Annotated in this window: 14 protein-coding genes; 6 read left to right on the forward strand and 8 right to left on the reverse strand. The window is 30.9% G+C overall.

Going from position 1 to position 12,806, the window contains the following annotated elements:
• The first annotated feature begins 2 nt into the window (after nucleotides 1-2).
• Nucleotides 3-1,664: a tetratricopeptide repeat protein gene (locus LWW95_00295; GenBank protein MDL1955481.1), complete on the forward strand. Its 1,662-nt coding sequence runs from the start codon at nucleotides 3-5 to the stop codon at nucleotides 1,662-1,664.
• Nucleotides 1,654-2,301 (forward strand): hypothetical protein, encoded by a 648-nt coding sequence (locus tag LWW95_00300; GenBank protein ID MDL1955482.1) that lies wholly within the window; start codon nucleotides 1,654-1,656, stop codon nucleotides 2,299-2,301. The genes LWW95_00295 and LWW95_00300 overlap by 11 nt, the downstream gene beginning before the upstream one ends.
• Here LWW95_00300 and LWW95_00305 read toward each other — a convergent pair.
• From LWW95_00305 to LWW95_00330, 6 genes are all read right to left on the reverse strand, one after another.
• Nucleotides 2,285-2,884, reverse strand: coding sequence for a DedA family protein (locus tag LWW95_00305; protein ID MDL1955483.1), 600 nt, complete (start codon nucleotides 2,882-2,884; stop codon nucleotides 2,285-2,287). The genes LWW95_00300 and LWW95_00305 overlap by 17 nt on opposite strands.
• Nucleotides 2,868-3,521 (reverse strand): protein-L-isoaspartate(D-aspartate) O-methyltransferase, encoded by a 654-nt coding sequence (locus LWW95_00310; protein MDL1955484.1) that lies wholly within the window; start codon nucleotides 3,519-3,521, stop codon nucleotides 2,868-2,870. The genes LWW95_00305 and LWW95_00310 overlap by 17 nt, the downstream gene beginning before the upstream one ends.
• The gene (gene thyX / locus LWW95_00315) at nucleotides 3,518-4,261 is read right to left on the reverse strand and encodes an FAD-dependent thymidylate synthase (protein MDL1955485.1); all 744 of its coding nucleotides are present in this window, start codon (nucleotides 4,259-4,261) and stop codon (nucleotides 3,518-3,520) included. The genes LWW95_00310 and thyX overlap by 4 nt, the downstream gene beginning before the upstream one ends.
• 2 nt (nucleotides 4,262-4,263) lie before the next feature.
• A complete protein-coding gene (locus LWW95_00320; protein MDL1955486.1) occupies nucleotides 4,264-4,776 on the reverse strand; it encodes a type 1 glutamine amidotransferase in 513 nt (170 codons plus the stop codon).
• A 232-nt stretch (nucleotides 4,777-5,008) separates the two neighbouring features.
• A complete protein-coding gene (locus LWW95_00325) occupies nucleotides 5,009-5,722 on the reverse strand; it encodes a PilZ domain-containing protein (GenBank protein MDL1955487.1) in 714 nt (237 codons plus the stop codon).
• A gap of 10 nt (nucleotides 5,723-5,732) precedes the next feature.
• A complete protein-coding gene (locus tag LWW95_00330) occupies nucleotides 5,733-7,385 on the reverse strand; it encodes a CTP synthase (protein MDL1955488.1) in 1,653 nt (550 codons plus the stop codon).
• A 71-nt stretch (nucleotides 7,386-7,456) separates the two neighbouring features.
• On the opposite strand from LWW95_00330, the gene pdxA reads away from it, so the two are divergent.
• Nucleotides 7,457-8,446 carry a 4-hydroxythreonine-4-phosphate dehydrogenase PdxA gene (gene pdxA / locus LWW95_00335; GenBank protein MDL1955489.1) on the forward strand — a complete coding sequence of 330 codons (990 nt, stop codon included), beginning with the start codon at nucleotides 7,457-7,459 and terminating at the stop codon, nucleotides 8,444-8,446.
• Here pdxA and folE2 read toward each other — a convergent pair.
• Complete coding sequence (folE2, locus tag LWW95_00340; GenBank protein MDL1955490.1) at nucleotides 8,443-9,225, reverse strand: GTP cyclohydrolase FolE2; 783 nt, start codon at nucleotides 9,223-9,225, stop codon at nucleotides 8,443-8,445. The genes pdxA and folE2 overlap by 4 nt on opposite strands.
• A gap of 92 nt (nucleotides 9,226-9,317) precedes the next feature.
• Here folE2 and LWW95_00345 point away from each other — a divergent pair, with 92 nt between their 5' ends.
• Both LWW95_00345 and LWW95_00350 read left to right on the forward strand, forming a co-directional pair.
• Nucleotides 9,318-10,313 (forward strand): DHH family phosphoesterase, encoded by a 996-nt coding sequence (locus LWW95_00345; GenBank protein ID MDL1955491.1) that lies wholly within the window; start codon nucleotides 9,318-9,320, stop codon nucleotides 10,311-10,313.
• A 1-nt stretch (nucleotide 10,314) separates the two neighbouring features.
• Nucleotides 10,315-11,364 (forward strand): hypothetical protein, encoded by a 1,050-nt coding sequence (locus LWW95_00350; protein MDL1955492.1) that lies wholly within the window; start codon nucleotides 10,315-10,317, stop codon nucleotides 11,362-11,364.
• A 27-nt stretch (nucleotides 11,365-11,391) separates the two neighbouring features.
• On the opposite strand, the gene LWW95_00355 is transcribed toward LWW95_00350, so the two are convergent.
• Complete coding sequence (locus LWW95_00355) at nucleotides 11,392-11,835, reverse strand: Hsp20/alpha crystallin family protein (GenBank protein MDL1955493.1); 444 nt, start codon at nucleotides 11,833-11,835, stop codon at nucleotides 11,392-11,394.
• Between the two features lie 153 nt (nucleotides 11,836-11,988).
• Here LWW95_00355 and LWW95_00360 point away from each other — a divergent pair, with 153 nt between their 5' ends.
• The gene (locus LWW95_00360; protein MDL1955494.1) at nucleotides 11,989-12,795 is read left to right on the forward strand and encodes a hypothetical protein; all 807 of its coding nucleotides are present in this window, start codon (nucleotides 11,989-11,991) and stop codon (nucleotides 12,793-12,795) included.
• The last annotated feature ends 11 nt before the right edge of the window (nucleotides 12,796-12,806 follow it).

Below are 12,806 nucleotides of genomic sequence, written 5' to 3' on the forward strand. Positions count from 1 at the left end.
AAATGAAAAAATGGCTCTGGCTGTATATTATACTTTTATTATGTACTCCTTTATATGCAGTAGAAGACCATTCTCTTTCATATTATTATTTTATTCAAGCTCAACAAGCGCTTCATAGAGGGGATTTGGATAAAGCTATCTCTTATTATGAAAGGTCTATCTCCTTTGATCCCAAGGCAACAAGTGTTATGTTAGAGTTGGTAAAGGCATATTTACAGAAAAAAGATTTTGAGGAGGCTAAAAAATGGTTAAATAAACTTTTGATTGAAAAGCCAAAAAATATTAAAGCAAGGTTTTTGTTAATTTGGATTTATATTAATGAACATCATTATCAGCATGCTATAGAAGAATGTAAGAAAATTCTTGAAATTTCTCCTTCTAATAAAGAAGCAGCTTTTTATTTAGGTAATCTTTATGCTCAAGTCAAAAAATATAAAGAGGCAATAAATGTTTTTGAAAACTTGCTTAAAAAAGAGCCTAAAGCATATGTATATTATCATTTAGGTAATCTTTATTTTTCCTTAAAAGATTATAAAAAAGCAGAACAACATTTAAAAAAAGCAATTAAATTAAATCCATTATTAGAAGATGCCTTTTTTATTTTAGCTAAAATAAAGGAAAAAGAAAAAAATTTTAAAAAAGCAGAAAAAATTTATAAGCAGATGTTAGAAAAAAATCCTCATAATTGGCAAACTATTTTTGCTTTAGCTGAGCTTTATTTAAAACAAAAAAAGGTAAAAAAGGCTGAAGATTTGTTTTCTTCCTTTACAAGAGATAATCAAGATAGATTTAAAGTAAGTCTTTTTTGGCTAAAACAGAAAAAATATAATCAAGCTATAAAGATTCTTGAATTTTTAATGAAAGTTCAACCTGAAGTAGATGAATTTAAATATCATTTAGCCTATGCATATGAGAACAAGGGTGAGATAAAAAAGGCTTTAAAACTGTTAGAAAAAATCAATTTTCCTTCTCCGGTTTATGCAGATGCTGTAGTGTTTTATGCATATATTTTACAAAAACAAAAGAAAATATTTGAAGCAGCAAGAAAATTGGAAGAGGCTATTAAATTTTATCCTAAAAAATCTACCCTTTATATTGCTCTTTCAGAATTATGGGAGAGTAATGAGTACTATTTAAGAGCTTTGAAAGTGCTTAAAGAAGCAGTAAAACTTTTTCCAGAAAATGCATCACTCCATTTTAGATTAGGTGTTTTATATGACAAATTAAAACAAAAAAAACGATGCATCGCTGAAATGAGATATACTATTATTTTAAATCCTTCTCATGCTGAGGCTTTAAATTATTTAGGATATACTTATGCTGAGATGGGAGAAAATCTTGATGAAGCAGAACGATTAATAAAAAGGGCTTTAAAAATAAAACCAAAAGATGGTTATATTATTGATAGTTTAGGCTGGGTTTATTATCAAAAAGGTGATTATAAAAAGGCACTTGAGCTTTTAAAAAAAGCATATAAATTCACTCCAAATGATCCTATTATTACTGAGCATTTAGGTGATGCTTATTATAAAAACGGTAATTATCAAAAGGCATTAAAATATTATCAGCAGGCACTGAGGTTAAAGCATCCTCATATTGATAATCTTATTTATAAAATTGAAAGATTAAAATATATGTTTAAGAGAAGATTCCTTGAGAATTAGTTTTTTTTTAATTTTTTTTATCATAGTTTCCTGTCAACCATATTTTAAGAAAAAAATTTTACCTCAAGAATTTTTTAAAAAAACAAATAATTCTTTTTTTATAGAGGGCAAATTTAAAATTAAACGTAGTAATTATGGTTTTTTTGGAAATTTTCAGGTCATTAAATTAAAAGATTCAATTCGTTTGGATATTTTTACTCCCTTTTATTCTCCACTTTTAAGTTTTGTTAAAAAAGATAATTCTAATCTTATTCTATACCAAAATGGCTCAATTTATAAAGAAGAAGAGTCAATAAAAATTATTAAAAAACTGCTTCCTGCTGGTTTAAATTTAGATGCATTTATTGCTATCTTAGGAAATCAATCTTGGTTTATTCCTTTTAATCGTTATTACATAAAAGAAAATAAAAATGAATATCATATTTGGCTAATGGATAAAAAAGGCAGACAACAAGAAATATGGATAAATAAAATAAATTTAAAAACAAAAAAATTTATATTGAAAAATAGTATGGAAGAAATTTTATGTAAAGTTTCTTTTCATTATGAAAAAAATAAAATAAAATCGATAAATATAATTGATATGTTTGGTACTAAATTTAAAATTACTTATGAGAGCTTTAGAAAAATGCCTTAATACAAATATATCCTAAAATGAGCATAATAGTAAATCCTGTTGCTAACCAATTAAAATAATGTTCAATAAATATTTGTATTTTTTTACCATAAATATAAAGTATACCTCCAACTAAAAAAAATCTAGCTCCTCGTGCAAAAAAGGAAGTTATGACAAAGGGCAAAAAATTAATTTTAAATGCACCAGCAGAAATAGTAAAAAGCTTATAAGGTAAAGGAGTAAAACCAGCAATACTAATAGCCCAAATATCATAAGTTTGATAAAGAGTTTGTACTTTTATATATTTTTCTGTTAGTCCATAAAAATTTATAATTTTTTGGCCGATGGTAGCCATAAATTGCCAACCAATAATATAACCTAAAATGCCTCCTAAAACTGAACCAATTGTGCAAAGGAGGGCATAGAAAAATCCTTTTTTTGGTTGTGCTACTGTCATAGTAATAAGTAAGGGATCAGGGGGGATAGGAAAAAAAGAAGACTCAGCTACTGCAATCCCAAACAATGCACTGTTAGCATAAGGAGTTTGTGCCCAAGCAATTACCCATTTGTAAAGTTTTTTTAAGAAATTACTCTGACCAGCCATGGACACCTACTAAAGGAACAAAGCGACATCCACCTAAATTTTCTCTAATAATACTTCCATCAGCTAGTTTTGTAATTTTATAAAGTACTTGAGCAGCTCGATCTCCGATGGGAATAACCAATTTCCCAAAAACATCAAGTTGTTCTAAAAAAGGAGGAGGAATGTCTGGAGCAGCAGCTGTGACAATAATTGCTTGAAACGGTGCTGCCTCTGGCCAGCCTAAAGTACCATCACCTGTTTTATATGCAATATTAAAATAGCCTAATCCATCTAAAACTGCTTTTGCTTTTTCTAACAAAGATGGTACACGTTCAATAGTAAAGACATTTTTAGCAAGCTCAGCCAAAATAGCTGTTTGATAACCAGAACCTGTGCCAATTTCTAAAACTTTTTCATTGCCTTTTAACTCCAAAGCCTCTGTCATAAGGGCAACAATATAAGGTTGTGAAATTGTTTGTCCTTCTCCAATAGGTAGGGGATAATCATTATAAGCCTGAGACCAAAGGGCTTCATCTACAAATAAATGTCTAGGAATTTTGCGCATAGCTGCTAATACTCGTCCATCTTTTATGCCACGTGCTTCAATCTGTTCTTTAACCATACGTTCTCGTGTTTGTGCGTAAATATCTTCTGTCATTTTTTTCCTAAAACTTTTTCTTTTAAAGGCATTTTTCCACAACTGAATTTTCCTTCTGGACAATATCCCAAACGTTCACATTTTGCTCCAGCTTCAGCAAAAACAGCTGGCAATTTCTCTTTGCAAATATTTAACATTGCATTTGCTAAATTTCTAATTTCCCATTGAGCCCTTTCACAGCAACGTAAAGCAAAAAAATTAAGAAGACTACGGCAATTCATAGTTATTACTATCTTTGTTTCACAAGCATTGGGTAAAACAAAACGGGCATCTTGATGTGCCTTTTCGCCTTTAATACCCATTTTTTCTAATTTATTTACAATAATTTTATATGTTTCTTGAAGATTTTTCATTGTATTTTCATAAATTTTCTTTAATTCATGATCTTTAGCAATGGATGGCGGAACAATATAAAAAAAATCTTCAATTTTTACATATCGTTGACTTTGTTGAGAATAAGAAGCAATACGATGTCTAACCAATTGATGACTTAATGCCCGCGAAATACCAGAAACAGCAAATGTGAAAGAGACATGTTCTATAACAGATTCATGACCAGATGCAACAATTTTTCGAACAAATGCCTCTTGTTCATCTACAGGAGGGATTCCTTTAATAGCTTTTTTAAAAATTTCAGATGCATCTTCTCTACTGTAGCATTGCCGACAAGCTGTATAGATTACAGCCAAAGCATTAGGAGTCATGCTTAAAAGTTCTACTTTTAATTGTGTTTCTGGCACAATTAAACCTTAAGAGCTCTGATGATTTCTAAGACAAACATAGGCAAATCTTCTGGTTGCCTAGAGGTGATTAAATTGCCATCTACCACCACTTCTGCATCAATAAATTTAGCTCCAGCATTTTCTAAATCATCTTTGATAGCAAAAAAGCCTGTAACAGTCTTTCCATTTAAAATTTTAGCCGAACACAGTAGCCATCCTCCATGGCAAATGGCTGCCACTACTTTTCCTTCTTGATACATTTTTTTAACTAAATCTACTATTTCAGGATACCTCCTAAGAATATCTGGTGCATAACCACCGGGAATAATAATTCCATCTAATGTTTCAGTTTTAACTTCTTTTGCATTCACTTCACTTTTAATTGGATAGCCATATTTTCCTTTATAAATTTTTCCCTTTTCTGGCCCAACAACTATAACTTCTATTCCTATTTCTTTTAATCGCAAAAGTGGATACCATACTTCTAAATCTTGATAAATATCAGCTACAAGGATAGCTATTCTTTTAGTCATATTTACTCCTTAATCTGTATGAACAGTTTTTGTTGCAAAAGCTGCTTCAAAATCTACTACACGATCTTTTTTAAAAGCACCAAAAAGAACAGCTGCTAAAAGACAAACAGCTATTATTGTAATGATAGCTGCCTTCCCACTCATTTCCCCCTCCTAATAAAAAATTTTACTTTTTTTAACATTCAAATTGAGTTTTTTCAATATTTTCTAGCAAGGGGTAGGAATATGGTTTTTATCCAAGTCCAGCTCTTTTTCTCAAAAGAATACGTTCTATTTTTTTAATCACAGATGCCAAAAATTCACGCTCAGAAGTATTTAAGCCTATAAATTTTACAGCCATAAACGCAATTTTAGGGAATTCTTTCTTTTCAAATTTTCTTACTACTTCTACTAATGGTTTTAATTTTTTCTCTTCATTGCCAAACTCTAATACAAGTCGAAAACGATCTCCCACTTTAAATTCTTCAAGATAAGTCTTTTTAGGATAAGAAAAACAAATGCCTCCTTCAGAAATATCAATAATAGGAAATACTTCTTTTTCTATGTAAAGAGTAATAGGATATTCTTTTACAGGGGTTACTCGATAAAAAAATCTAAGATTGCGTTTGTAAAAATACTTGGGATAACTTAATCGTAATGCCTGTGTTTGATGACCAGGAGAGAGTGTATAGTCTAATAATTCTAAAATCTTTGTATAAAATGCATATCTTTCAGGTGATGATGTAGGGGTGGGATACCAAAGGAATGTAGCTTCAATAGTTTCTCCTATCATAGATTTTAAAATAGGAGGTTGTGTTTGAGCTGCAATAAATGAATCATTCTCAGGAAATATTTCATAAATTATAGTACTTCTTACTTCAATTTGATATTCCTTTTCTGAGGCTGCTAAAACTAGATCTAAATGTCTGGCTGGTTGGATGACACGTTCTATTTCAGGAATAGCCATTAACTTCTCCCTACTTACTATTCTTATACTTTAAGGCAGCCTGAATGAAGGCTTTAAATAGAGGGTGGGGAGACATTGGTCTTGATTTAAATTCAGGATGAAATTGGCAACCAACAAACCAAGGATGCTCTTTTAATTCTATAATTTCTACCAATTCTCCATCAGGAGAAAGTCCACTAAAAATCATTCCCTTTTTTGTTAAAATCTCTCGGTATTCATTATTAAATTCATAGCGGTGTCTATGTCGTTCAAAGATTTCTTCTGTTTGGTAAGCAGCATAAGCAAAAGTATCCCTTTTTAAATGGCAGGGATAGGCACCTAAACGCATAGTGCCACCTTTATCAGCATGTTCATCTCTTCTTTGAATACTACCTAGACGAAAATCATACCATTCTCGCATAAGATAAATTACAGGATAGGGTGTATTAGGATTGAATTCAGTGCTATCTGCATTTTTTAATCCAACTACATTTCTAGCAAATTCTATTACAGCAAGCTGCATACCCAAACAGATTCCAAAAAATGGGATTTTTCTTTCTCTAGCATATTGTATAGCCATAATCTTTCCTTCTATTCCTCTTTTGCCAAAACCACCAGGCACAAGAATACCATCTACATCCTTAAGCCACTTTTCTGCCCCTTCTGCCTCAATATCTTCTGCTTCAATAAATTTTAAATTTACTTGACTTTCATTAGCTATTCCCCCATGCATAAGGGCTTCATTTAAACTTTTGTAAGAATCTTTGAAAGTAGCATATTTTCCTACCACTCCAATGGTAACTTCATGTTTAGGATTTTTAATCTTTTCCACTAATTCTTCCCAGGCATCTAATTTTGGTTCACGTGTCCAAATATTTAATAATTCTACAATTTTGTTATCTAGCCCTTCTTTATGAAATACTAGAGGCACTTCATAAATAATATCTACATCTTTGGCTGTAATAACTGCATCTTCATCTACATTACAAAAAAGAGAGATTTTCTTTTTTATTTCTGGAGGCAAAAATCTATCTGTACGACATAAAAGAATATCTGGCTGGATACCAATAGCCCTTAATTCTTTTACACTATGCTGAGTGGGTTTTGTTTTCAATTCGCCAGAACTTTTTATATACGGAACAAGTGTTAAATGTATATAAATGGCATTTTCTTTTCCTACATCTAATCGAAACTGACGAATGGCTTCCAAAAAAGGTAACCCTTCAATATCTCCTACTGTTCCACCAATCTCAATAATGGCAATTTGGGCATCTCCAGCAACACTCATAATTGCCTGTTTAATTTCATCAGTAATATGTGGTACTACTTGTACTGTTCCTCCTAAATATTCTCCACGTCTTTCCTTAAGGATAACAGAATAATAAATCTTGCCAGATGTATAATTATTTTTTCCACTCATAACAGCTGAGGTAAATCGTTCATAATGACCTAAGTCTAAATCTGTTTCTACTCCATCTTCAGTAACATAGACTTCCCCATGTTGAAACGGATTCATAGTGCCAGGGTCAACATTAATATATGGATCAAGCTTTTGAAAAGTAACAGTAAGACCTCTTGATTCCATTAAAGCACCAATGGCTGCTGAGGCAATACCTTTACCTAGAGAAGAAAGAACACCACCTGTGACAAAAATAAACTTTGTTTTTAAATTTTTTAAAGCCATTTTACAGATTTATAGCAAGAATACAATAGGTGTCAAGTTGATTTTTAAGATAAAAAAGCATAATATTTAACATGTTGCCATATTTAGCTATTACTTTAGGAGATGTATGTGGTATAGGGCCGGAAATCACACTTAAAGTTTTGTCTAAAAAAGAAGTTTATCAATTTTGTTATCCAATAGTTATTGGCGATGCAGCTGCTTTAAAAAAAGCAGCAAAGTTATTAAAAATAGATATAAAATTGATGTCTCCTTGGGAAAAAGGTTTTTTACCTTCGCCAAATCATATTTTTCTTTTAGAAGTTTCTCATTTATCAGAAAAAGACTTAATTTATGGAAAACCAACAGTAAATAGTGCCCGTGCAAGTGTAGATTATATTAAAATTGCTGTTGATTTAGCTTTAAAAAAGAAAGTAAATGGTATTGTAACATGTCCTGTGAATAAAGCTGCTATTAATCGAGCAGGTATTTCTTTTAGTGGTCATACAGAGCTTTTAGCAAAACTAACCAATACAAAACATTATGCTATGCTTTTTTGGGGAAAGAAATTAAAAGTAGCATTACTTACTATTCATGTGCCTTTGAAAAAAGTACCAACATTGGTTACACAAGAAAAAATTTTTAATTTAATTTCTTTAACATTTCATTTTTTAAAAGAAAAATTAAATATTTCCAATCCTCGCATAGCTGTAGCTGGTCTTAATCCTCATGCTGGGGAAGAAGGATTAATGGGAGATGAAGAAATAAAGATTATATCTCCTGCTATAAAAAAGGCTAAAGAAAATGGGATTGATGTAAAAGGGCCATTTCCACCAGATACTGTATTTTATTTAGCAAATGAGGGAAAATTTGATGTAGTTATTTCTATGTATCATGATCAAGGTTTAATACCCTTTAAACTTTTACATTTTCGTGATGGTGTTAATGTTACAATGGGATTACCTATTGTTCGTACTTCTGTGGATCATGGTACAGCCTATGATATTGCTGGAAAAGGTATAGCAGATGAAAGGAGTCTTTTTTCCGCCCTTTGTTTAGCTGCAAAAATGGCTTTTAAATTTTAATATTTTTTCCTTTCAATATAGGCATAAGCATTATGATTATGGATGGATTCAAAGTTTTCTGCCTCTACAGCAAACCAAGTAATATTATCATCTGCTAGAAGTTTTTCAGCGATTTCTCTTACTACATCTTCTACAAATTTTGGATTTTGATAAGCCTGTTCTGTTACATATTTTTCATCTATCCGTTTTAATACTGAATATATTTGGGATGAGCCAGCCTTTTCTACTAATTGAATAATATCTTCAAGCCAAACAAATTTTTTAAAACGAAGCCTTAGATTAACAATTCCTCTTTGATTATGGGCACCAAAATCACTTATTTCTTTTGAACAAGGACAAAGTGTACAAATAGGTACTTTTACACCAACCTCTAAATCCAATTTATTTTTTAAACTTCCTACTAATCGACAACGATATTCCATTAATCCTTTTGTTTTTGAAACAGGAGCTTTTTTTTCTATAAAATAAGGAAATTCTATTTCTAAATGAGCAGAAACAGCATTTAATCTTTCTTTCATTTTTTTGAGAATTTCTTTTATGCTTTTTAAGCTAATTAATTCTTCTTGATACTCATTTAATATTTCCACAAAACGGCTCATATGTGTTCCTTTAAACTGATGTGGTAAACCTACATACATATTAATAGAAGCCACTGTTTTTTGTTTCCCTTTTTCTCTGTCTAAAACAGTAATTGGATATGAGATATTTTTTATACCAACTTTATCAATTTCTATGCGACGTGTGTCAGGAAGATTTTGTACATCAACTATATTTTTCATCACTCATTTTTACAATAGAAATGAAAGTGTGTCAAAGGAATTATTTATCATTTTTGGATTGATTTTTTAGTAAAAAGCTTTATTTTAAATTTGTGACATTTAAATCTGTGAAGGAGAAATTGGAAAAACTTTATGCTATCCTCTCACCTGAGGATAAAGTTTTAATAATTATTTTTCCGGATCCTGATGCTATTGCTAGTGCTTGGGCTTTAAAAAGACTTCTGTGGCGTAGAGTGCAAACAGTAACTATTGCCTATATAAGAGAAACAAAAAGATTAGATAATCTGGCTATGCTTAAGTTACTTAAAATTAATATTTGTTCTTTTTCAGATATAGAACTTTCTTCTTTCACAAAATTAGCAATTGTAGATTCCCAACCTAGTCATTTTTCAGAATTAAAAGACATTTTTTTTCATATTATTATTGATCACCATCCTTTAAATGGGGAAATTGAAGGTAATTTTATAGATATTGTGCCAGAGTGTGGTGCTACAGCAACACTTTTGACTGAATATCTACGAAGAGCACGTATTAAACCTTCTTCTGCTTTGGCTACTGCTCTTTTTTATGGAATAAAAACTGATACACAAAATTTTGCCTTTAGAGGCACAGAAAGAGATATTAAAGCTTTTCGATACTTATTTAATTATATCAATCATACAATCATTCGTAAAATAGAAGGTTCTGAAATTAGTTTAAATAATATCCCATATTTTAAAAAGGCATTTAATGTTATGCAGGTAAATTTGGCTCAACATCAGATATTCATTTACTTAGGAAAAATAACTGAATCAGATATATGTGTTATTTTAGCCGATTTTTTCCTAAAAATTGCTGAAATTTCATGGAGTATAGTGGCTGGCCGATATAAAAACCGTCTTATTATTATTTTTCGAAGCGATGGCTATCGTAAGCATGCAGGTCGATTAGCAGAAAGGGCATTTGGTCATCTAGGTCAAGCAGGAGGGCATAAGGAAATGGCTAGGGCTGAAATTCCACTTAATAGGCTTAAGGATATTTTAAGAAGTTTTACCGATAAAGATATAAAACAATTTATTTTAAAACAGATAATTAAAATGGGGTCATAAAATGATATTAGAACAAATGAGTTATATAGAAAAAGTGGGGCGTTTTATTTATCTATTTTTACGTGAAGAATTAGAAAGATTTCTAATAAAAAAAGCATTAATTGATTCTTTTTTTAATTTTTTAAAAGAAGGTTTAGAATATCCTTTTGTAGATAAACGTGAGCTTAAACCAAGAGCTAGAATTTATGAAAAAGAGTATCCATTACATCATGCTTTTTTAGTAATATTTTCTGAAGGAACATTACCAAGCTATTGCAAACGTTATATTCGTTTTTTTGAAAGTAATAAATTAGTTAAAGAAAATTTGCAATATTTAGTAGATTTAAAACTTTACAAAAAATTTTCAAAAAATTTAAGCTATTTTGAACAAAGTGATTTTTTTAAACTTCTGGATCAAATTTTACCTGTAGATTTTGCCCTTCTTATTCAGCGAGAAGGTTTATTAAGAAGACCTCGTTATCTTTTATCTCATTTTCGTGTAAAAATAGATTGGCCTATTGATGCTGCAGCAGAAGATCTAGCAAAATACTTACGTTATATTTCTAGAGATTTATATGAAAAAGGAGAAAAGTATGCTGAGCTTTTACAGCAGAAATTCTTTGAATATTATGGTTTTCACCATACTGCTGGTGGTCGGCGATCTGCTGCTATCATTGCTGCTCAATATCTTAAACACCTTGAGTTTATTTCCACTATTTATGTTGCTAGTGCTAGTTGTCGCTCTCTTATTCGCATTACAACAGAAGGCACTATTAGTAAATTTGTCCTTTTAAGATTAACTAATGAAGAGATAGAAAAAATAGCTATAGAAAATCATATGGATAAAGAAGAATTTGAAAAATATTTTATTTTTCATCGTTTTGATGAATATGGTATTGCTCTTTTTCAGGTTATTTATACACATACAGAAGTTTCTACTCCGCCTTCTGATGGAAAATTAAGGGAATTAAATCCAGATGCTTATTGGATAATAGTAAATAAACAATTACTTTTACCTATATTGAAATTTCCTGAAATTCGCCCTATAGAATATCGTACTATTTATGCATAAGGCCCTCTTTGAAGAGGGCCTTTATATTTATTCAACCTTAATCTTAATCTCTTTCTTTTTAGCCTTTTCAGATTTAGGTAAAACAATCTTTAATATACCATTTTTATAAGAAGCTTCAATTTTATCTTCATCCACCTCTACAGGCAATCTGATAGTTCTTACAAAGCTTCCATAGCGCCGTTCTACCAAGTGATAATCCTCATCTTTTTCTTCTTTTTCTTGCTTTTTCTCTCCCTTAATAGAAAGGACATTACCACTTAATGTAATTTCTACATCCTTTGGATCAACTCCTGGAAGTTCTGCTTTTACAACTAGATTATCCTTTGTTTCAGTAACATCTAGTGCTGGAGCCCATCCCTCTATTGGTTCAAGTCCTACTCTTTCACCAAAGAAACTTTCCCAGAGTCTGTCCATTTCCTTTCTCAAGCTTTCGAGTTCCCTTCTTGCTCTCCAAGGTAGAATTTCAAACATATCTATCACCTCCTTTTTATTTTATTTTTTATTTTGTTTCCTTTTTTAAAGTAATCATTATTTTTAAGTAGTCAAGGATTTAATAAAAATAATCGGCTTGACATTTATGTAAAAATTAGGTGTAGTATAGGCTAAATTATGAAGGAGGGTGATATGAAGAAAAATGTTGTTAGCGGTATTGTAATTTGTTTGATAACTTTTTATTTTGATTTTGCTTCAGCTCAAATTCAAGGTAAATTTTGGTTTGGTGGTATGGGTGCATATCTTGATTATAAAGAGAAAGAAGCAGGTAAAGTTTTAGATAAAGATTATGGCTGGCTTCCTGGATTTGAAGGAGGGTTTTTATTAAGTGAAAGGGATTGGATGCTTAGAATTATGGGTAGAAGAGTTAGTGGTGATGTAACTTATGATGGTCAAACAAGCGAAGGAGTACCTTTAAAGTTTGATAATGAACATGAAACAATTTGGTCAGTCGAATTGAATTATGGATATACTTTTAAAACTATAATTAACATTACTCCATATGTTGGTATTGGTTATCGGAAATGGGTGAGAGGGAAGGCTCAATTAGTTCAAGCAGCTGATGGTAGCTATACTTGGGATTATAAAGAAGTTTATAAATGGGGATATGTACCAGTAGGAGTAATTTTGGAGAAAAGGTTTTTAAGGTCTTTTAAAATAGGTTTTGATGCTGCTGTAGTATTTCCTTTTAATATGAAAATGACTGCGTATCTGAGTGAAATTGGTGGTTCAGATCTAGATTTTGATTTAGGTTGGCATGTTGGAGGAAGATGTGAGTTGCCTATTGCCTGGTATATTAGACCTGCAACTGCTTTTTATATTAACCCTTTTTATCGTTATTGGAATATAGGAGAATCTAATATAGTATTTGGGTTTTATGAGCCTCATAGCATTACCCATTATTATGGTGTTAGTTGTGGGGTAATGTTTGAATTTTAAAAAAGGAGGGT

This window comes from Candidatus Desulfofervidus auxilii (assembly GCA_030262725.1).
Classification (GTDB): Bacteria; Desulfobacterota; Desulfofervidia; order Desulfofervidales; family Desulfofervidaceae; genus JAJSZS01.

Excerpts from the sequence above, each read along its gene's own strand:
- LWW95_00295 (MDL1955481.1), top strand. The coding sequence starts at position 3 with ATGAAAAAATGGCTCTGGCTGTATATTATACTTTTATTATGTACTCCT.
- LWW95_00305 (MDL1955483.1), bottom strand. The coding sequence starts at position 2,884 with ATGGCTGGTCAGAGTAATTTCTTAAAAAAACTTTACAAATGGGTAATT.
- LWW95_00310 (MDL1955484.1), bottom strand. The coding sequence starts at position 3,521 with ATGACAGAAGATATTTACGCACAAACACGAGAACGTATGGTTAAAGAA.
- LWW95_00320 (MDL1955486.1), bottom strand. The coding sequence starts at position 4,776 with ATGACTAAAAGAATAGCTATCCTTGTAGCTGATATTTATCAAGATTTA.
- LWW95_00325 (MDL1955487.1), bottom strand. The coding sequence starts at position 5,722 with ATGGCTATTCCTGAAATAGAACGTGTCATCCAACCAGCCAGACATTTA.
- LWW95_00330 (MDL1955488.1), bottom strand. The coding sequence starts at position 7,385 with ATGGCTTTAAAAAATTTAAAAACAAAGTTTATTTTTGTCACAGGTGGT.
- pdxA (MDL1955489.1), top strand. The coding sequence starts at position 7,457 with ATGTTGCCATATTTAGCTATTACTTTAGGAGATGTATGTGGTATAGGG.
- folE2 (MDL1955490.1), bottom strand. The coding sequence starts at position 9,225 with ATGAAAAATATAGTTGATGTACAAAATCTTCCTGACACACGTCGCATA.
- LWW95_00350 (MDL1955492.1), top strand. The coding sequence starts at position 10,315 with ATGATATTAGAACAAATGAGTTATATAGAAAAAGTGGGGCGTTTTATT.
- LWW95_00355 (MDL1955493.1), bottom strand. The coding sequence starts at position 11,835 with ATGTTTGAAATTCTACCTTGGAGAGCAAGAAGGGAACTCGAAAGCTTG.
- LWW95_00360 (MDL1955494.1), top strand. The coding sequence starts at position 11,989 with ATGAAGAAAAATGTTGTTAGCGGTATTGTAATTTGTTTGATAACTTTT.